The 20,451-nt window shown below is 47.5% G+C and carries 17 protein-coding genes; 7 read left to right on the top strand and 10 right to left on the bottom strand.

All coding sequences use genetic code 11. The features are described 5' to 3' along the window. Positions 1–17: 17 nt before the first annotated feature. Positions 18–1,304, bottom strand: a complete 1,287-nt coding sequence (locus B0475_RS16735; protein WP_077413032.1) for a TlpA disulfide reductase family protein — start codon at positions 1,302–1,304, stop codon at positions 18–20. Positions 1,305–1,471: 167 nt separating this feature from the next. Here B0475_RS16735 and B0475_RS16740 point away from each other — a divergent pair, with 167 nt between their 5' ends. Beyond that, on the top strand, positions 1,472–1,825 hold the full coding sequence (locus B0475_RS16740; protein ID WP_198538366.1) for a hypothetical protein: 354 nt from the start codon (positions 1,472–1,474) through the stop codon (positions 1,823–1,825). Between the two features lie 253 nt (positions 1,826–2,078). Here B0475_RS16740 and B0475_RS16745 read toward each other — a convergent pair whose 3' ends face one another. Then, a complete protein-coding gene (locus tag B0475_RS16745; RefSeq protein WP_077413034.1) occupies positions 2,079–4,190 on the bottom strand; it encodes a prolyl oligopeptidase family serine peptidase in 2,112 nt (703 codons plus the stop codon). 196 nt (positions 4,191–4,386) lie between these two features. On the opposite strand from B0475_RS16745, the gene B0475_RS16750 reads away from it, so the two are divergent. Further along, on the top strand, positions 4,387–5,124 hold the full coding sequence (locus B0475_RS16750) for a DUF1223 domain-containing protein (protein WP_077413035.1): 738 nt from the start codon (positions 4,387–4,389) through the stop codon (positions 5,122–5,124). On the opposite strand, the gene B0475_RS16755 is transcribed toward B0475_RS16750, so the two are convergent. From B0475_RS16755 to rapA, 5 genes are all read right to left on the bottom strand, one after another. Continuing rightward, on the bottom strand, positions 5,111–5,665 hold the full coding sequence (locus B0475_RS16755; protein WP_157893044.1) for a hypothetical protein: 555 nt from the start codon (positions 5,663–5,665) through the stop codon (positions 5,111–5,113). The genes B0475_RS16750 and B0475_RS16755 overlap by 14 nt on opposite strands. Further along, positions 5,658–6,623 (bottom strand): tetratricopeptide repeat protein, encoded by a 966-nt coding sequence (locus B0475_RS16760; protein ID WP_077413037.1) that lies wholly within the window; start codon positions 6,621–6,623, stop codon positions 5,658–5,660. The genes B0475_RS16755 and B0475_RS16760 overlap by 8 nt, the downstream gene beginning before the upstream one ends. Positions 6,624–6,727: 104 nt before the next feature. Next, entirely contained in the window at positions 6,728–7,546 is an 819-nt protein-coding gene (locus B0475_RS16765; protein WP_077413038.1) for a helix-turn-helix transcriptional regulator, read from the bottom strand. Positions 7,547–7,587: 41 nt separating this feature from the next. Beyond that, positions 7,588–8,505, bottom strand: coding sequence for a glutaminase (locus tag B0475_RS16770; protein WP_077413039.1), 918 nt, complete (start codon positions 8,503–8,505; stop codon positions 7,588–7,590). 24 nt (positions 8,506–8,529) lie between these two features. Further along, entirely contained in the window at positions 8,530–11,382 is a 2,853-nt protein-coding gene (gene rapA / locus B0475_RS16775) for an RNA polymerase-associated protein RapA (protein ID WP_157893045.1), read from the bottom strand. Positions 11,383–11,512: 130 nt separating this feature from the next. On the opposite strand from rapA, the gene B0475_RS16780 reads away from it, so the two are divergent. Next, positions 11,513–12,433 carry a diacylglycerol/lipid kinase family protein gene (locus B0475_RS16780; protein WP_077413041.1) on the top strand — a complete coding sequence of 307 codons (921 nt, stop codon included), beginning with the start codon at positions 11,513–11,515 and terminating at the stop codon, positions 12,431–12,433. Between the two features lie 270 nt (positions 12,434–12,703). Here the strand turns inward: B0475_RS16780 and B0475_RS16785 are convergent, their stop codons facing one another. From B0475_RS16785 to add, 3 genes are all read right to left on the bottom strand, one after another. Continuing rightward, the gene (locus B0475_RS16785) at positions 12,704–13,786 is read right to left on the bottom strand and encodes a DUF2855 family protein (protein WP_077413042.1); all 1,083 of its coding nucleotides are present in this window, start codon (positions 13,784–13,786) and stop codon (positions 12,704–12,706) included. A 424-nt stretch (positions 13,787–14,210) separates the two neighbouring features. After that, a complete protein-coding gene (gene yfcC, locus B0475_RS16795) occupies positions 14,211–15,671 on the bottom strand; it encodes a putative basic amino acid antiporter YfcC (protein WP_232781906.1) in 1,461 nt (486 codons plus the stop codon). 384 nt (positions 15,672–16,055) lie between these two features. After that, positions 16,056–17,066 carry an adenosine deaminase gene (gene add, locus B0475_RS16800; protein WP_077413045.1) on the bottom strand — a complete coding sequence of 337 codons (1,011 nt, stop codon included), beginning with the start codon at positions 17,064–17,066 and terminating at the stop codon, positions 16,056–16,058. Between the two features lie 112 nt (positions 17,067–17,178). Here add and B0475_RS16805 point away from each other — a divergent pair, with 112 nt between their 5' ends. The 4 genes from B0475_RS16805 to B0475_RS16820 all read left to right on the top strand — a co-directional run. Next, on the top strand, positions 17,179–18,135 hold the full coding sequence (locus B0475_RS16805) for an acetyl-CoA carboxylase carboxyltransferase subunit alpha (protein ID WP_077413046.1): 957 nt from the start codon (positions 17,179–17,181) through the stop codon (positions 18,133–18,135). Next, entirely contained in the window at positions 18,116–19,390 is a 1,275-nt protein-coding gene (gene tilS / locus B0475_RS16810; protein ID WP_077413047.1) for a tRNA lysidine(34) synthetase TilS, read from the top strand. Before B0475_RS16805 ends, tilS begins: the two co-directional genes overlap by 20 nt. 9 nt (positions 19,391–19,399) lie before the next feature. Beyond that, on the top strand, positions 19,400–19,594 hold the full coding sequence (locus tag B0475_RS16815; protein ID WP_077413048.1) for an exodeoxyribonuclease VII small subunit: 195 nt from the start codon (positions 19,400–19,402) through the stop codon (positions 19,592–19,594). Continuing rightward, a partial coding sequence (locus tag B0475_RS16820; protein WP_232781907.1) for a polyprenyl synthetase family protein occupies positions 19,591–20,451 on the top strand: 861 nt, incomplete at its 3' end. The genes B0475_RS16815 and B0475_RS16820, both read left to right, overlap by 4 nt.

Below are 20,451 nucleotides of genomic sequence, written 5' to 3' on the forward strand. Positions count from 1 at the left end.
CCATGTTTTGATGCACATCAATTGATCAATGCCTTGATTTGCGCTTCAAGCTCAGCTTTCAGCTTTTCATAATGCTCACCGGTGCCCGGACCAGCAAAGCCGGAATGTATGTTGACCACCTGATGGTTGCGATCAAGGAACACACTGGTTGGATAGGCCACCACCTGATCAATAAAGCCCAAAACCTCTGCAGCCTGTTGTTTGTCATTGGTGCCAGCCAATAACAACGGATATTCAATCCCGTAGCGGTTTTTGAAGCGCTCAAGTTGTTGCTGATCGCGCGCTTTATCACCCGTATATTCAAAAGCAAGTCCCACAATTTCAAAACCCTGATCACGGTATTTTTGATGGAATTCGGCCAATACAGGGGCCTCGTCATTACAGTTCGGACACCAGGTACCAAAGATATTCAGCAACATCGCTTTATTTTGAAAGCGGTCATCACTGAGTTGTACCAACTGACCGTTCAGGTCTTCAAATGCAAAAGATACAGAATGATCTTCCGTGGTCACAGCCACCATATCCCAACTGTCAGGTAACACCTCATGGGCCTGGTCATTGCGCCTGGCAGTCCAGCTGGCATGGTAGGTGTCACGCGACCAAAAATCACCTTCCAATATGCCCTCATCACTGAGTTCAGCAGTGAATAAAAAAGCATGCGCGCCATCAAATGCAGACAATTTGAGTTCGCCGTTCATGGCATGACCAGCCAGAAAACGGTAATCACCGGTAGGGGTTAAAAAAGTACCTTTAACCACTGGACCACTTTGTGAGAATTCACCAACCGCAACCGATTCTCCATCTTCATCAACAAATGTCGCTTCCCAGACACCGTTCACCGAAGACATGACCTGACTGTCAGCAGGAAATCTGAACCGATGGCCGTAACCCCGGCTGGCTTTGAATGGTAACTGAGAAATGGCACCGGCGGCAGTCTTGCTCCACTGCCCGTTCATGACATCTCCGGTTGCATCGAGAGAAGCTTTAATTCGGGCATCGTACCAATCAAACTGTATTTCAATGTGTTGACCGTCTACCAACACAGCTGAAGTATCGGCCCGCTCACTGCCATTGAGAATTTGTGCAGAATAGCCTGATTCAGTCTTTGAAACCTGAATACCAAAAGGCAGCTCACCACCCGGGGAAGCCAGCACACCGCGCCACAAGCCAGCTAACTGTATCGGTTTGGGCTGCATGGCAGCTGGCTGATCAGTCTTGGTTTGTGGTGACGCTGAATCACCGTTGTGTTCAGAGCCACAACCAGCCAACAGCATGGCAATGATTAAAAGGATGGATTGTTTCATGCTTAATTGACCAGTAACTCGACAAAAACTTTCATTATAAAGGGTATTTTACTTTGGTTTCAGTCACTTTTTCACCACAGCAACATCTTTGCTGTGGTTAAATAAAGAGGTGTTTAAGATGATCCGGCAATTGAGCTCCAGGCGAGATGAACCAGCAAAGACTTAACATGATTCGAGTGGCTGCCATCAGTTGGCTGATGGTGCTGTTGACTGCCTGCGAACAGAACCGTTATTTACTGGTCATTGGCAACAACACCACTGCACAAATCAATGAGATCGAAATTACTTTTTCCGGGCAGTCCTTCCCCACCAGGGACCTCAAACCAGGACAACAGGAAACCGCCATCTTTGAACATCCGCCATTGAGCGAAGTGATCAGCGTCAGTTGGCAAACAGGCGGGCAACCGTTCAGTCAAACATTTCAGACATTCAATCACATTCCCAGGTCACATCACCACGGCCGGGTGATGATCCAGATCAACGCCGACCAAACCGCCAGTCTGATCTATCAGAACCAGTAATCACTTCCGCTCCTGTCACCGGTGATTCAGCATCATTTGATGCATGTCCAGCCCGTCTGATCAATGAATGTCAACTGCGGGTTCCTCAGTGACGATCCTGGAATTGGCGACTGTTCACACGGTAAAATGAAAACCGCCTCAGGTCACCGTGACATACCAGCCGTTGGCACGCGGAGCAAGCCAGCAGCTGGTTCATCAAAGACTGTCCCTTGTATGGCGGTATTCGACGCAGTTGAAAGAAGCCTTATAAGGGCTACCTTAAATGGGTCCACAGGTGCGTATACGCCAATGCCAGCCGCTCAGCCAGTTGTTCATTGGTGCTTGAGCCACCATGCCCACCTTCGGTGTTTTCGTAGTACCAAACCGGATAACCATATGACATCATTTTGGCCGCCATTTTACGCGCGTGACCAGGATGTACCCGATCATCACGGGTTGAAGTATAAAAGAAAGTGGCCGGATAATCGGTTTGCTTGGCGAGGTTTTGGTATGGGCTGTATTCCTTGATGAAGGCCCATTGTTCAGGCACATCGGGGTTACCATATTCGCCCATCCAACTGGCACCTGCCAATAACTTATTGTAGCGTTTCATGTCCAGCAACGGCACACCGCAAATGACCGCACCATACAGGTCTGGTCTTCTGGTCATGGTGGCACCAACCAACAGCCCGCCATTGGAACGACCTTCAATACCCAGGTGGTCAGGTGAGGTGATTTTACGTTTGATCAGGTCTTCAGCCACTGCTTCAAAGTCTTCAAAAGATTTTTTACGGTTTTCCAACAATGCCGACTGATGCCATTTGGGACCATATGCCCCTCCACCCCGGATGTTGGCTGAGACAAAAACGCCCCCCCTGTCCAACCACAATTTCCCATAGGCCCCTTCCAGCGCTTCATAAGACCCGGAGTATGAGGGCGTCAGTGAGTTTCTGAATCCTCCGTAGGAGAATATGTGGGTCGGATTTTTACCATTGAATACGGTGTCCTTATTCATGACAATGAAATACGGCACAAAAGTTCCGTCCTTGGAGCGGGCAAAAAATTGCTCCACCTGATAGGGGCTCGGGTCAAAACTTTGCGATTGTGATTTAACGGCTTTTGGGGTCAGCTTACTGCCATCCACATGATACAGCGTGGGCGGGGTAATGAATGACTCGTATTCAGCGAAGAAACTACCACTTTCACCATCAATACCAGTGATGCCGATGGCCCCGTTATCAGGGAAGTCAACGGTGCTGACGGTCCAGCCTTGTTCAGCGGGACTGTAAACCCGAATTTCACTGACCACATCGGTCAGGACATTGACCAGTACAGCCTCATCAGATGTGCCGATGCTCTCGATGTTTTCATTGGCTGCCGGTTGCAGGAAGATTTCCCAATCTGTTGCTTCAACCAGGGATTTTTGACCAGTCAGGACATCCGGGTTGATCATCAATACGGTACCGGCATTCAGGAATTGACCTTGAAACTGCCAGTCTTCTTTTAAGGAAACAATCATGCGTCCCTGAAAATCCCCATTGACCACGGCTGTTTGAGGTAAATCAAATGGCAAGGCTTTGCCATCGACCCATTGGTAATACTGATTGGTCCAGAATGAAGTGCTGTCAATCAGAAAATCTCTGGCCTCATCACCTTCACCAGACCGGTAAGCAAACACCGACACCGAGTCAGGTGCCACTTCCATCAGGGTTTCAGCCGCTGATAATGGAGTACCCCGTTTCCATAACTTAATGATTCTGGGATAACCTGATTTTGTCATTGAACCTGGACCAAAATCAGTGCCCACATACAGGTGATCCTCATCGCGCCAGGTAACCCGCATTTTTGACTTAGGCAAGTTGAATCCATCGGTAACAAAGGTTTTCTTTTTCATGTCAAATTCATGCATCTCCACCGCATCGCCACCACCTGGTGAAAGATAGGCCAGACACTTGCGGTATTTGGGAGCCAGACAACTCATGCCTTTATACACCCAATTGCCTTCATGTTGCTCATTGTAAAGATCCATGTCTAAAACCGTTTGCCAGTCAGGGTCTTCTTTGCTGTTGAAGTCTTTCAGCTTGGCCCGGCGATAGATACCACGTGGATTGTTGTCGTCTTTCCAGTAGTTGTAAACCCAATCACCCCTTTGCGAAACCGAGGGTATTCTTGACTGGTTGTTCAGCGTGGACAATGCCTGATCATACAACTCCTGATAAAGCGGATCTGCTTTGTATTGATCAGCGGTTTGTTGATTGTGCTGATAGACCCAGTTCATGGACTTTTCAGCATCAACGTCTTCCAACCAGATGAAGGGATCTTCCATGGTGTCTTTGGCCATCACATTAAAGGCCAGGAGGATGGTGAACAGTGTGGTTTTCTGCATCTTGATTCTCGTCACGAAAAAGATCAATGATGTTATCAGTAATGACATGAATTTTCAGTAGACAGGGCACAAAAAAAATTCAATTGTGACTTTAGTCATGGTTGTGAATTCAACCTTGTATTTTCGCGCAGCCATTTTTTTTGAAAGTAATGACTGACCGATCCTGTCTGCTGTTAACCAACCACAATAACAATCCATGAAACACTGCACACTATTCTGCTTACCGATTCTTTTCCTGCCCACCTGGCTTGGCGCACAATCACTGACCATCAACAGTCCGGAATCACAAACCACTTTGATTGAACTGTATTCGTCAGAAGGCTGTCATTCTTGCCCACCGGCTGATCAATTCATCAGCCAGTTCAGTCAGTCTGAAACATTGTGGCAGACCTATATTCCGTTGGTTTTTCATGTCGATTACTGGGATTATCTGGGTTGGCAGGACCCTTATGCGTCACCGGCTTATTCCAATCGACAAAGGCAATTCAAACAACAAGGTCTGTTGTCTTCAGTCTATACCCCGGGATTCATGGTCAATGGCCTTGAGTGGACTGGTTTTTTCAAAGCCTGGCGATCATTGCCTGAAACCGAACAAAAACCCGGCTCATTACAGGTCACCATCAAAGAGCAACATGCGGTGGTGTATTTTGATTCTTCCAAACAACTCACTTTTCATTTGGCCATTGTAGGCAACGGCTTACGCTCATCGGTCGACGCCGGTGAAAACCAGGGCAAACAATTATTACATGACTTTGTGGTACTGGACCACCAGAGCAGTTCAGGCTTACAGGCGGTGCATTTTCAGTTGCCATTGATACACCGTCATCAACCTGAGCGCCTGGCACTGATCAGTTGGGTGACAGCAGATGGCGACATGCAACCTTTACAAGCCGCAGGTGGCTGGTTGCCCGATGGTTTGATCAGGGTGCTTTGACTGCCCGAATACCCTGAATGCGATACACCTCCTGCCACTGTTCAGTGGCCTGATTCCGGTATTCAAGCTTCCACTGAAATGATTGGGCTTTGATGGCGAAAAATGTGATCCTCGAAGGCTGGCCATTGAACAAGCCGGTCATGACAATTTGCTGGTCATGCTCGGTGGCCTGAAAAGTGTCAATCTGTTGTCCTTTGACTGACATCCAGGCCATTTCCCAGCGATGCTCACCGAAGTTATATATCCGTATATTGGTGCCATATTGCCGACCCTTTTCTGGCGCAGGCTGGTTGATGGGTGGTGATACCCACTCATCCTGGATGGCGTGACCATTGAAGATCGGGTAAAAATGCCAACTGGCACCTGGACCTGACAGCCACTGCCCACTGGCATCACGGGTTTGATCTTTGATTTGCCAGTGTCCCAGTAATTGGCGGAACAGGCTGTTATTGAGCTGGTCGGTCAATTCAACGGGTTGCTCAACAGCATAAGCCGGGTAAACAGCCATCCAGAAAAGCCATAAAAACCCATATTTATTCATCTTTTTGCCCGTTGTTCTCGCGAAAGTAGTAGCCGTCAAACCAGGTGTACCAATTCTCACCACCGTCTGTGCTTTCTTCGAAGAATTGCCTCACCACGCCACTTTTCAAGACCGTCCAGGTTCCTCTGAAATGTCTGACCTGTGGTTGCTGACTGTTTTGTGCATAATAGATTCTGCCCGTCAATTGCATCGCCTGTTGGCCTTCCGCCTTGCTGATCAGGCCACCTGAATAATCAATCACAGTACCACCGCCACTGACCCATCGCTGAACCCATTGATTTTGGATGCCATCAAAATAATTCATGCTGGTACCAGTACTGCCACTGGCTCCCTGCCATTGCTCCATGATTAGACAGCCCTGTTCAGCCCTGGTGATGTGATTGTGGCCAAATAACGGACCACTTTTCTCAGAATCACCGTAAACCTCCCAACGGCCCAGCCAAAAATCAAATTGTCGGTAGCGTTCATCATACATACAGGGCCGAAGGTTTTTATCAGCACTCTGGAGAATGTCTGAAAACAGCTGATGTTTACGCAGCTCAGACCACAATGGATTTTCTTCCAATTCACGGGTGTTGCTGTAACCGGACCTGACTGCCTGATCCAGGGCTTTTAACTGAGCTTGTTCATCACCAGTCAGTTGCCAGGCCTGAGCCTGCTGATACCACACCAACTGGATGGGTATTTGTTGAGCTTCAGACAGTTGCTGATTGGCCTGCAGGGCTTGCAACCCTTGCTGAAGACTGATGTGGGATTGTGCCAGCCTGTACCAGGCCTGTTCGTTTTGAGGATCTCCTGCCAGCAACTGTCGATATGCTTCGATGGCCTCAGGCCATTGTTGTTGCTGATAATGTTCTGTTGCTACAGCCGTCAGATCCTCAGTGGCCTGAACCATTGCACTCATCATCAGTGCCAAGGTCAAAAGACTGGTTTTCAAGTGGTGGTACCCTTGCATCATGAGCTCCTTTGGGGTTGAATTGATGACGCAAAAAACGCCTCGTGGATGACAATGCTGCGTTCATTATGCGGGCTGATCCTGAGTAAAGGCTATCAAATAATTGCTCAGTTATGACTGAACTTTTGCCTGCAAGCACTGGGCGTGAGGCCAAAATATCGCTTAAACTGTGCAGACATATGGGCATGGCTGGAGAAGCCATGATCAAAAGCCAAATCTACCAACCCGGTATCAGGGTTTTGTATTTCCAACATCAAAGCACGAAGCCTTTGTTGGGTCCGGTAATGATTCAGGCCCATGCCGGTGACGGCTTTGAAAACCCTGCACAAATGATGTGGCGACGTGTTGTGGCGACGTGCCAACACCCGTAAAGAAATATTGACACCCAATTCGTGTTGTAAGGTTTCTTTGACACAACTGACCAATTGACGATGTTTGGTTGTGGTCAACTTAGTTGAATTCTGTTGGCTTGCTACTGAACTGAACAAGTCAGCACATACAGCCAGCACTTCTGCATCTATGCTCAATTGGTCCGTTGTACACGATTGATTGATCTGATTGAGAATACCCAGATGACGATAAAAAATGGCCGGGGAACACGGCATGTTTTCTCGATCGAAGTGATGCTGTTCACGGTTAACCACTTCTGCCAACAGATCATCGGCAATGCGGAACCAATGACAATAATCGCCATTTGGATTGATGGCAAAGCGATGGTAGTTTTGACCCTGATTATAAAAATTAACCACTGTGGTGTCAGCCACGAATGGTTGTGAACCGGCATGTTGGATCCATATACTGTTTTTGGGGAACACAATGATCGGATCCTTTACAAAACCCATTTCAACAAAACGTGATTCACTTGGAGAGAGCACAAAAAGTCCCACCTCTACCGACTCACTTTGATACAAAATGTGTTCCTGCATATGCAGATTATAGCAAACCAAACATCAGGGAAAGAAAACCATCAGAATATAGACAGCTGAGTCTTGGTGGTGAATTGCTCAAGAAACTGTAAACCCCGAAATGAATTGCCTTTTTCATTGAGCCTTGGGCTCCAGACTGCAATACTGAAATGACCTGGTAACACCGCCACGATGCCCCCACCAACGCCACTCTTACCCGGCAAACCCACCTGATAAGCAAAGTCCCCGGCTTCATCATAAAAACCACAAGTGAGCATGATGGCATTCATGCGCTTGGTCTGGCTGACATTGAGCAGTTGATAGTGCTCATCAAGGGTTTGACCGTTATTGGCAAACACCAGAAATAAGCGGCACAGTTGTTCGGTATTGATGGCAATCGAGCAACAGTCAAAATACAACGCCAATACCGCATCAACATCATTGTGAATGTTGCCCAGAGAGCGAACAAAATTGGCCAATGCCACATTGCGGTAACCTTCTGCTTTTTCAGACGCGGCCACTGCTGGATCATATTGAATGGTGTCGTCATCAGCCAGACGTCTGACCATGTCAAGCAATGCCTGCCTGGGATTTTCATACAAATCCAGTAACACATCACACACCACGATTGCTCCGGCGTTTGAAAAAGGGTTTCTGGGGATACCCTGATCATATTCCAGGGTACCGAGTGAATTGAATGGTGTGCCGGAAGGTTCAACACCCACTCGTTGCCATAACCGGCCACCCAGCCGAGTGTAAGCCATACTCAGCAGCAGTACTTTGACGATGCTTTGCAGCGAAAACAAATCCTGGCTGTCTCCGGCCTGATAACAAACGCCATTGACGGTGATCAGGCTGACCCCAAATTTTTCCGGATCAATGTCTGACAATTCGGGGATATATCCTGCCACTTCACCATAGTTTTTTTGCGCAATGATCTGCTGATGGATGTCATCAATGATGCTTTGAAAATCTGCCATGTATGCTGTTTTCTGCTGAAGAGACTACATGGTAACCAAAATACGTACAGAGTCCAACTGTGGCTGTATCTGACTGATGGATTTCTGAGCATCCAGTAATCGCTTCTCCTGGAATTCAATTTCATCTGACCTGACCTGGCCATTGTGCGCGGCCAGTTGTTTCAACCGGGATATTTCCTGTTCGAGCTTATCGTTCAGCCGCTGAGCTGCAACGGCTTTCAGATCAGGTAAATCTGCCTGCATCATGTCATCTGCCTTCTTCAAAAGTTTTTTGATCACTGGTAATTTGGCTTTTACCACCTCAACTGCGACATTCATGGGTACCCCACCGGTAAACTGACTGACCAGTTTTTCAGTGAGCTTTTCTGCCACATTCACACCAGCTTCAGCGAGCAGCAATCGTTTCATTTGAGGAGGCAGATAGCGGGATAACTGCATATTGGCATGACCACTGGATTGCACCAAATAACGACATTCAAGGAACAGTTGGCCAGCATTGAGTCCAGAGCCTTTAAGGACCATGAAACCACTGTTGCCCATTTCCTGATTGAGCAACATATCCATGGTTTCAGTCACCATGGGATGTTCCCAGGTGATGAAATGGTAAGTTTCATTGGCCAATGCGACCTCGCGGTCATAGGTGATGGTCATCCCCTCTTCCAATAAAAATGGAAAATAACCATGCATTTCATCAGTTGGCCTGATCACTTCACTGCCTGTTTTGTGCTCTTCATGATGCACCCCGAACAGGTCAAAGACCTGATGCATGTATTGCTCCAAAGCCGCTGATTGCTCCAACTCAAAAGCAGCAGCTGTGAGCTCTGCAGCTTGTTCTGGTCGGCAAGAATTATACTCAAGCAAACGATCGCGTCCCCGGTTCATTTGTTGCAGCAACTGTTCGCTTTGTTCCTGACTGTCTGTGATCAGTCTTGTCAGCTGTTGGTCATCCAATGGCTGATGCAATCGTTCTGACATGGCAGTAAAGACATGATGTGCCGCGGGATTGGTTCTGGCAAACAGTTGCAGACCCTGGTCATACCAGGTAAACCATCGCTCTTGAGCCGTACCGCTCAGATAGCAGACATGAATCTGAATGGTCTGTTGCTGGCCGATGCGATCAAGTCGGCCGATGCGTTGCTCAAGCAAGTCAGGGTGCTCTGGCAAGTCAAAAAATAACAGGTGATGAGCAAACTGAAAATTACGACCTTCACTACCAATCTCTGAACACAGCAACAGTTGTGCACCATGCTCTTCATCAGCAAACCAGGCAGCCGATTGATCCCGTTCAATCAAACTCATGCCTTCATGAAATACCGCCGCATGAATACCATGTTGCTCGCGCAGACATCGTTCCAGCTGCAGGACGGTGCCTGCCTGAGAAGCAATGACCAGGAGTTTTTCTCTCTTGTTGGCCTTTGCTTGTGAAACCAACCAATTAACGCGTGGATCAATTGCCATCCAGTCAACATCATCAGCCACAGTGGTTTCCGGGATCAAAGATTGGCGGCTGTCCTCATTGTTCAAGTAAATATCCGGAGCCGGCAACGGATATGGGTGTAATTCACGTGTGGGAAAGCCCGTCACTGAATGACGGGTGTTGCGAAACAATACCCGGCCTGTGCCATGCTGATCCAACAATTGATTGATTAAGCCATAAACCTGCTTGTTTTCTGTGATTTGTTCAGGGAGCTGTGCACATTGGTCTGCAGATAAAACGCCCGTTAATTGCTTGCGGATTTCCGAAAGATTTGTCAACTCCTGATGCTGAGCAGCTGTTAACAACTGTTCAATCACATCGGCGATGGCTTCAAATGTCTGTTCTTCTTTGATAAAAGATTCATAATCTGCAAAACGATCAGCATCCAGTAATCGTAACCGGGCAAAGTGACTTTTCCTGCCCAACTGTTCCGGAGTTGCGGTGAGTAATAACACTCCGGGCACCACCTGTGACAAAGACTCAATCAACTGATAGGCCTGTACCGCAGGGTTGTCACTCTCACCACTGGCTTCGTCAAACCATTGCAGGTGATGAGCCTCATCAACCACCAGCAAGTCCCATTTTGCCTCAATCACCTGAGCAGCCCTGACGGGGTTGTTAACCAACAGTTCCAACGGCAGCAATACCAGTTGACTGGCTTCGAATGGATTGGCAAAGCCGCTGGAAGACTCAGTTTCCTGGCATTTTTCTTCATCCAGCACACTGACGGATAAATTAAACCGTCGCAACAACTCCACCATCCATTGATGTGTCAGGCTTTCTGGGACAACCATCAGTACCCTCTGCGCACGATTGGTCAGTAATTGCTGATGAACAATCAAGCCTGCTTCAATGGTTTTGCCCAGGCCTACCTCGTCAGCCAGCAAGACCCGAGGGGCGTGTCGTTGTCCGACCGAATGGGCAATATACAATTGATGGGGCAATAACGCCGTCCGGCAACCCGTCAGTCCATACAGGGGGGATGCCATCAGTCGCTGTTGGTGATACCAGGTTTGTTGCCGTAAATCATACCAGCGTGCTTTGTCAAACTGGGCATTGAGTAAGCGATCAGCAGGCCGATCGAGAGAAATGTTGTCACTGATTTCAGATTCTGGAATGACTTCTTCCTCACCCGTTTCCCGAACCCCAAAATAAATATTCAGACCATTGAGGTTTTTGACTTCCCTAATGGTGATGTACCAACCATCTTTGTGTTGCAACCGGTCATCAATCCGGGCCTCAAAACGACTCAAAGGAGCTGAATCCTTGGCATAAATCCGCTCTTCACCGACGGCATCAAAAGCCACCTTAACCATGCGGTGATTATCGCCCATCACCCTGCCAAGACCCAGCTGTAAATCCGCATTGTTGATGTACCGTTGTCCAGTAACAAATTCCATAAATATGATCTGATCATTAAAAAGCTGCGCTATTGTAACAACCATTGATTTGACTTGTCACACCAACTGCACATGGATTTACAACATCTGGATTGGGCAATCTGTTTCTTTTCAGCTACAATCTGCCAGTATGAAGCCCCTGTTAATCCTTTTTAATCCAATGGCCGGCAGTGGCCGGTCAATGCAATACCTGCAACTTATTCTGACAGCACTTAAAAACGCACAAAGACCCGTTGAACTGATTCACACCAACCACAGTGGTCACGCACAACAGGTCGTTGAAGCAACTGATTTATCGGTATACAGTGGGGTCATTGCTGCGGGTGGTGATGGCACCTTGTTTGAAGTGATCAACGGTCTGATGAGCCATCCGGCAGAACGACGGGCACCATTGGGCGTGATCCCTGTGGGTACCGGCAATGCTTTTTCCAGGGAATTGGGTCTACAACCCACTGACTGGGAAAAAGGCATTGGCATCATCACAGGTAACCATGCCCAATCAATTGACATTGGTCACGCTCAATCCAGGGACCAACACTTTTACTTCATCAATATCATCGGCGTGGGCTTCGTGGTGGACGCCGGACGAACCACACTGAAGATTAAGAAACTGGGCAAATCCGCTTATACACTGGCCACACTGTGGGAGACCGCCCGACTGAAAAAACATCCGGTTAAACTCACCATGGAAGACCACAGCGGCCAAGTCATCCACCTGGACGATGAAGTGGTGTTCGTGGAAGTCGCTAACAGCCGTTTCACCGGGACTTCTTTTCTCATAGCCCCTGAAGCCCGCATTGATGATGGTTTACTGGATGTGGTGATCCTGAACAACATATCCCGTCTTAGAATTTTGCGGCTGTTTCCGACCATCTATTCCGGCAAGCACGTCAATTACCCTGAAGTGGAGACTCACCAGGTCAAACGCATCACCATCCACACCGAAAAACCCATGCCATTGATGCCTGACGGTGAATTTATTGGGCACACACCTGTGACCATTGAATGCATGACCGCTGCTCTGAAGATGTTCAGCCCTTCTTCAGACTGATCAGACAACCTAACTGGGCATCGGGCATCATCTCAGTTAAGCACAACTGAAGTTAAGCAATGAAAACATGCCGCTCTGATGATCACTCCCTGATTGTTACCGGGGATTGTCATGCCCACAAGCACGATAATCTGTTGGATATTAAACAAGGCAGACCCAGCAAAAAAGTTATTGATCCACAACCCACATATTCTCCGCAACCTTCGAATTGTGTACAACTCCTCAAATGAAACAACCTAAGGTCATAAGCACCAGCCAACATTGGCACTGTCAGTAAAGCCGGACAATCAAACCTTGTTCAGCCGGTAACGCGCCATCTGCCACCGTTTTGAAGACAGCTGCCAATGCCTTCAATCCGGATAAATTGTTAATCACCAGCCAGTCTCTGGAGGCCAGAGCAGCCCGGTGCAGGTATTGTGTCGACCGCTTTTGAAATTCAGCGGCTCCCCAAACGGCCATCTTTTCCTGTATGTATGCCGGTGCAAAAAACACTTCGCTGCGTTCTGCCAGGTAACCTGATCCCATGTCATTATCGGACCAGTGAGTTAAACCAACATGCCAGGTATGGCGCATGTGATCCTGCAATTTTTCGTGCAGTTGACCCAACAGCTTACCATTTCCTGAGAAGTCAACTATCACGGTACTGTGGTGCGCATTGATGTCACCATTCTCCTCATAACAAAGCACCTGGTCATAACAGCCCAATGACTTCACAAAACCGAGGTTTTTATCAGCTGTCAGGCCAATCAGATAAGGGGCATGCTCAAGATTCTTGAATCCCTGAACCAAACCCAAAGCTGTCTTGCTTGACGCGCTGGTTACAAGCAACTGTTTCATCTCCGTTTTTTGCTCATTGACCAGTGTGTCAAACAAACAAAAAGAAGTGATGTGTAGAGGAAAGAGTAACATGTTCAAGGCCTCCTGCTGGTCATTTGTCTGCCCTGAAGACAGCCTTTGATAACGGTTGTACCCAGCAGGTAACGTCTGACGGTGTTCACTGGCGTCAAACAAAAATTCAGAACTCAACCGGCCAGGGCGCATCACCAGACAATCAGCCGTGGGAAAATATCCAAACAACCGTTCACCAACAGACACTTCATCATGCTTCGATGCCTCAACTTCAGCATAGCCCCACACCGGAATGACTCCCCACTGTTCTCCGTCATTATCAGCTGCCGGAAAAAATTGCCAGTACCTCATTCGTTCACCCATGGCCCAGTATGTGATGTTATTGGCTGAAAAACCAAATGCCTGGATGCGAACCCTGATCTGACCTGGTTGCAGATCACCGTTGGTGATCGCGATGATCCGGTTTTTTTTCAGCGCTTGCTTATGTACCTGGAATTGAGCCATCAAATAAGAATCCTCTGTTGTGACCACTGATTATTCTAGCTCAATTTTGATGACCACGTGATGACCTGTTAACCCCTCGCTTTTCAGACCAAATGACCAGACGGCATTAACCTCACAAGCCTGATGCGGACTTTGCCACCTGGTATCAGGCCCTGGAGTGAGCGCCATTGCGTTCCATCGGAGCAAACAAAGAAGTTCACTGAAACCGCCGGCTGCCTCCGTCATATCGTCACTGTTGTGACCAAAACCAATCCGCCAGTCAAAAATTTATTTTTGCTCAACCAGTACAAAGCTGGGTAAGCGATGGGTTGTTATGTCATCAATGGCAATAACCTGAGCAATGATCTGTACACCACTCTTTACACCATTCTGAACTTCCGGCTCAGCTGGCCACACAATGGCCCGATTCTGATGACACAGCGAATTAAAACCCTGTGCTGACTGCCAGGACCAGGAAAAGCCCGGCCAACAGCATGTTGAACAATAAAAATTTCCAGACAAATCCGGCCCATTCTGACCAACTGACTTTGGCCACACCCAGGCACCCCATCAATGAGGCAGAAGTGGGCACAATCAGGTTGGTCAGGCCATCACCCAGTTGAAAAGCCAACACAGCAGTTTGGCGGGTTACCTCTACGAGATCAGAAAGTGGGGCCATCAATGGCATGGTCAATGCTGCCTGCCCGGAACCGGAAGCCACAAAAAAATTAAAACAAGACTGGAAAGAAAACATCAGCAACGCAGCAGTTGATTGGCCAAAACCGCCGATGGCTTCACCCGTATGGTGTAAAACCGTATTCAACACCGTAGGCTCAGTGGGACTGGCACCACCCAGAATAACGATCAATCCCTGAGCAAAACCAACGATCAAGGCGGCTGGCAGCAATTCAGCAGCCCCTTTTTGAAAATTGACAGCCAGCTGATTGGCAGTGAGCTGATCCAACTTGAACAACAGAGTGATCAGCGCAGAAGTCAGGCCTATGGTAAAAAACTGGGTTGCAATCTCGGCAATGTAATACCCTTGGGTCGATACTCCCCAAATCACCCATATCATTCCGAACAGTAAGTTGAGCATGATCAGGCGATCGCCCCATGACATGTCATCAGCCTCAAAATCGAACACTTCCGCTTTTTTATGATCACGGTTTTTGTGTGCATACCAGGTAGCAAAAGCACATAACAACACAGTGAACACACACCACATGGTAAATCGAAATCCAGCTCCCGACAAAACAGGCACTCCGGCCAGTCCTTGCGCAATGGCCACATTAAACGGGTTCATCCATGAAGTGGCAAAGCCTATTTGAGTGGCTCCATAAGTGGTCAGCACCACGGTAATGGCACTGAATCCCTGAGCTTTGAATATAGGAGCCAGTATCAACGCGAAAGCAATCGCCTCTTCACTCATACCAAATACCGCCCCGCCAAGCGAAAACACCAGACACAAAATGGGTATCACGAGGATGCCTTTGTCTCCAAAAACAGCCAATAACCTGACCAGTGACTTGTTCATTGACTGAGGCGCCATGATGATACCGAAGGCGCCGCCGATGATCAGTAAAAAAGCAATCACTGCCACCGCTCCACCATCCCGGCTGCCACGGGTCAGCCCATCAAAGGCAGCATTCAGAAAACCATGGTGACCAGGGTCACCGAACACAGGTAAACCCTCAACCTGTGGTTCTCCTGCTTCGTCAACCACATAACTGAATGAGTCGCCGTCAAGCACTTCCCGGCTGGTGGTTTTATCGCCTGACTGGTATTCAATGACCTGTGATTCAAAAGAACCCTGGGGGATCAACCAGGTCATTAACCACACAAGCAGAGCCAACCAAAAGATCAGTACCAGGGTTTCGGGCATTTTGCGGGTCAAGTTTGTTTTCATCTTTGTCATTCCTGAAGAAGTGATACCGCATTGTATACGCAGCCTGGCATCTCAAACAATCCGTCAGCTCACATCAATAGCTGTGCACATCGTTAAAATGACAATACAGGCATTGATCCCAACGGGCAACGGTGCGTTGTTGTCTGAGTTCAACACCTCAAGCGCATGTTGGCATTCACGCAGATCATGGATTAGCTGTTCAATAAACAGCGGTTCATGGGTTGATTATATGAACACAAGACTTATTGACAAAGCAACTGGTGAGGCAACAGTCAACGCATGTGTCATGCTGAGGCTAAACCAGCAATGATGGTCATTGTTGGCCAAAGGCACAAAACGATGATCGTAGCTCAATACAACTGGACTGAAAAAAGGCTGTCTCATTCATTCCAAATGAGTATGGCTGTAATCCTGCAAAACTGCGGTCATTGCTGATTGCCTTTCAGGAGAAGCAAACGATGCATTGATGGCATTATGCGTCATCGCCACCAACTGTTCATCGGTGATGCCGCAATGCTGTTGAACCGCCCACATATTGTCACTGAGGTAAGCCCCAAAATGAGCCGGATCATCTGAATTAATGGTCACATTCAGACCCAGTCTCAGCAACTCAGGAAGCACATGATCAGCCATGTCATCAAAAACATGTAAGCTCACATTGGAACAGGGACACACCGTCAGTGGTATGGCATGCTCCTTCAGATAAGCCACCAGCGCCGGATCCTCCAGACATCGAATGCCATGATCTATGCGATCCACCCGAATGTCTTTAATGGCCGACCAAATGTATTCTGCCGGGCCTTCTTCACCGGCATGAGCCACCACTGGCATACCACTTTCCCGCACTTCATTGAACACTGTTTTAAACATACTGGCGGGAAAACCCAACTCAACAGCCGCCAATCCAACACCCAGAAACCGATTGGTGTGCCGTTTGAGAAATTGCCAATCTTCATGCGCTTTTTCCGGGCCCAAATGGCGAATAAAACTGGGTATCATACCGCCGCTGATGCCCCATTTTTCCGAAGCTTCTTTGAACCCGGCTTCGATGCCATCCAGCACCATCTCTGGCGCTAAACCACGGTCAACATAAGTACGGGTATCACAAAATACTTCAGCATGCAGAATATTTTCTTCATGACAACGACGCAGGTACTGCATGGTCAACAAGTAAAAATCTTCGGCAGACTGAATCACCTCAGTGCCTTGGATATATAGCTCAACAAATGCCTGCAGATCAGCAAATTGATAAGCCTGGTGAACTTCATCGAGGTTTTTAAATGGAATCTCAACCTGGTTTTTTTCTGCCAGCTGCAACAGCATTTCAGGCATCATTGATCCTTCAATGTGCATGTGCAATTCCACTTTAGGCATATTCCGGATGAATGGTGTCATGGCTAACTGTCGATAAAACGCCACATCTTACCATTTTCTTGTGGTTTTCGACTGGTACTAATCAGATTGACAACGTAAAATAGCCAATCGTCAATCAATCTTTTTACTGTCCATGAATACAGATTACCTAGACTTTGAACAACCACTGGCTGAACTGGAAGCCAAAATCAATGAGCTGCAAAATGTCAGTGATGACAATTCCATGAACATCGATGATGAAATTCAAAGACTGAAGGGTAAGCTGGTCAGTAAAACAGAACAAATATTTTCCAACCTTTCTGATTGGCAGATTTCGCAACTTGCCAGGCACCCCAAACGTCCCTACACCCTGGATTACATTGAAAAAATGTTTACTGAATTCAGAGAGTTACACGGCGACCGGGCTTTCGCTGATGATGCTGCAATCGTTGGCGGACCAGCCAAACTGGACGGACAGTCAGTGATGGTGATTGGCCATCAAAAGGGTCGCAATACCAAGTCCAAAATCAGACGTAATTTTGGCATGCCCCGTCCAGAAGGTTACCGCAAGGCCCTCCGCCTGATGAACATGGCTGAGCAATTCAATATGCCTATCCTGACCTTCATCGACACCCCGGGCGCGTATCCTGGTATCGGAGCTGAAGAACGAGGACAATCCGAAGCCATCGCTAAAAACCTTGAAGTGATGTCTCATCTAAAAGTACCCATCATCTGTACAGTCATAGGTGAAGGAGGATCGGGAGGTGCGTTGGCCATTGGTGTGGGTGATGTGACACTGATGCTGGAATACAGTACCTATTCAGTGATTTCTCCTGAAGGGTGTGCATCTATATTGTGGCGCAGTGCCGAAAAAGCACAGGATGCGGCCGAAGCCCTGAGCATCACCTCAAGTAAACTTAAAAAACTGGGGCTGATCGACCAAGTAATCAAAGAACCCCTAGGCAGTGCTTATCGCGACACCGATTTTGTGGCCGAACAATTAAAAACCACCATTCAAAATGAATTGAGAAGGCTGCAAGAGCTGGATCATCATACCCTGATTGACCAACGATACCGTCGCCTGATGTCCTATGGCGCCTTCAGCGAATAAAACGGTTCATCTTGATTTAAGTCAGTTACCCCAAGCCAGCCGTTACGTGTTGGCTTATTCTGGTGGCATGGATTCCACTGCACTGCTGCACCTTCTGGCAATGGAACCAGAAATCAAAAACAAACTGATGGCCATTCATGTTAACCACGGTCTGCAGCAAGAAGCCAATCAATGGGTCAGGCACTGCCAAGCCACCTGTGCAAACCTCAACATACCTTTACATGTGGCCGAAGTCGAGTTATCTGATCACAGTGAATTAAGTGCCAGAAATGCTCGCATTGGCGTCTTCAGAGCTCAGTTGAATAAAGATGATTGTTTGCTCACAGCCCATCACAGCGATGATCAGCTGGAAACCATGTTATTCAGGTTTTTGCGTGGTACAGGCTTGGACGGCTTGTGTGGCATGCAGCAATTAGCCAACCATGAAATTTATCATATTTACCGACCTCTTTTGCATAGCAGTAAAACAGATATTTCAGAATTTGTGAAACACCATCAACTACCCTTTGTATGTGACCCAAGCAATGAAAATAATCAATACAGCAGAAATTTCATCCGCAATGAATTGGTTCCATTTCTCCAGTCCAGACAAGCCGACGTCAAAGAAAAGATTACCCTGACCCTTAAAAATTTATCAGCTTCTGCTGACCTGATGCACCAGATGATTGGTCGGCATAACCCAAGCAATATCCATACGGTTACAGATAACAGGCACTTACCTACATATTTGTATCATTGGCTGAATACGCTGGGCGTACCTGCCCCCAGTCACCACCGCCTTCAACAATTTGCCAAAGATTGTCTTTCTTCAGGAAATGATAAACAGCCCAGAATGGTTTTTGGTGACCACCTGTTGTGGTTTTGGAAGGAACGGCTTTATTGTCTTGATTCGGCTTTTTTTGATCATCCGCCAGCCACACAACAATTGGTTCTGAGTAAGCATCCTGTGACTCTTCAGAAGAGAATGGGTGTGTTGTTACTCCATACAAATCAAAATCACAGTTTTGCAGTCACCATAAAATACCGTCAGAACCAGGCAAAAATCAAACTGGCTAATCACCACTCGCGTAAAAAAGTTAAAAACCTGTTTCAGGAAGATGGCATTGCGCCCTGGCTCAGGCAAGTCCTGCCATACGTTTATCACGGGGACCGTCTGTTGGCAGTTGGTAATCTTTACCTGGATGAAGCATTCAGTGATCAATTGAATACATTAAATGCCGAATTTGAATGGCGGTCACCCGCATTCCTTAGGTAAAATACAGCCATGAGTAAAACCCAAACATTCGAACATCAACTCGCAGAACTCACCGCCATCATCGAGAAAATGGAACAGCCCGACGTCGGTCTTGAAGAATCACTGAAACTGTATGAACAAGGTGTCCAATTGACCAGAAAATGTCAAAAAATCATCGATGATGCAGAACAAAAAATCAAACAATTGATGGAACAAAACAATTGAATTTCATCGTTCATTCGCAAAGCAGAATCAATGCTTTTCTGAATACTTGCCTGTCCGAGGTTCAAGTCGGGGATTCCAGGTTGAAACAGGCAATGGCCTATTCGTTGCTTTCTGGTGGCAAACGCATTCGTCCGTGCCTGGTATATGCCACGGCCAATAGCCTTGAACTTGATCACAATGTAGCAGACTATCTGGCTGCAGCCATAGAAATGATTCATGCCTATTCGTTGATCCACGATGATTTACCTGCCATGGATGATGATGATTTACGCCGGGGACAACCCACCAATCACATTGCTTTCGATGAGGCCACAGCCATATTGGCCGGAGATGCCTTACAATCCCTGGCTTTTGAAACAATGGCTCAGGCACCACTGGACCCATCAATTGTGGTTTTACTGATCCGACTTTTAGCCAGGGAAAGTGGCTTATCAGGCATGGCAGGCGGACAGAGCCTGGACCTGATTTCAGAGAATGAACAAGTAAATTTATCTCAATTACAACAAATACATGCAGCCAAGACAGGCGCTTTGCTGAATGCATCTGTGATGTTGGCAGCAAACAGTGTACCAACCTTAGCCTTCAAGGATAATCAGTTATTCAATAGATTTTCCAATCACCTGGGTATGGCATTCCAAATCATTGACGACATCCTTGATGTCACCCAGGACACCGCAACACTGGGTAAGCCCGCTCATTCAGATATCAAAAACAACAAATCGACCTATCCTGGTTTATTGGGTCTTGATGAAGCACGCAATCAAGCCAGCCTACACATTGATAAAGCCTATCACGCACTGGCTGATTTGCCTTATGACACCAATGACCTGCAGTCGGTTGCCGATACCATACTCAAC

This window comes from Marinicella sediminis, from assembly GCF_002000055.1.
GTDB lineage: Bacteria > Pseudomonadota > Gammaproteobacteria > Xanthomonadales > Marinicellaceae > Marinicella > Marinicella sediminis.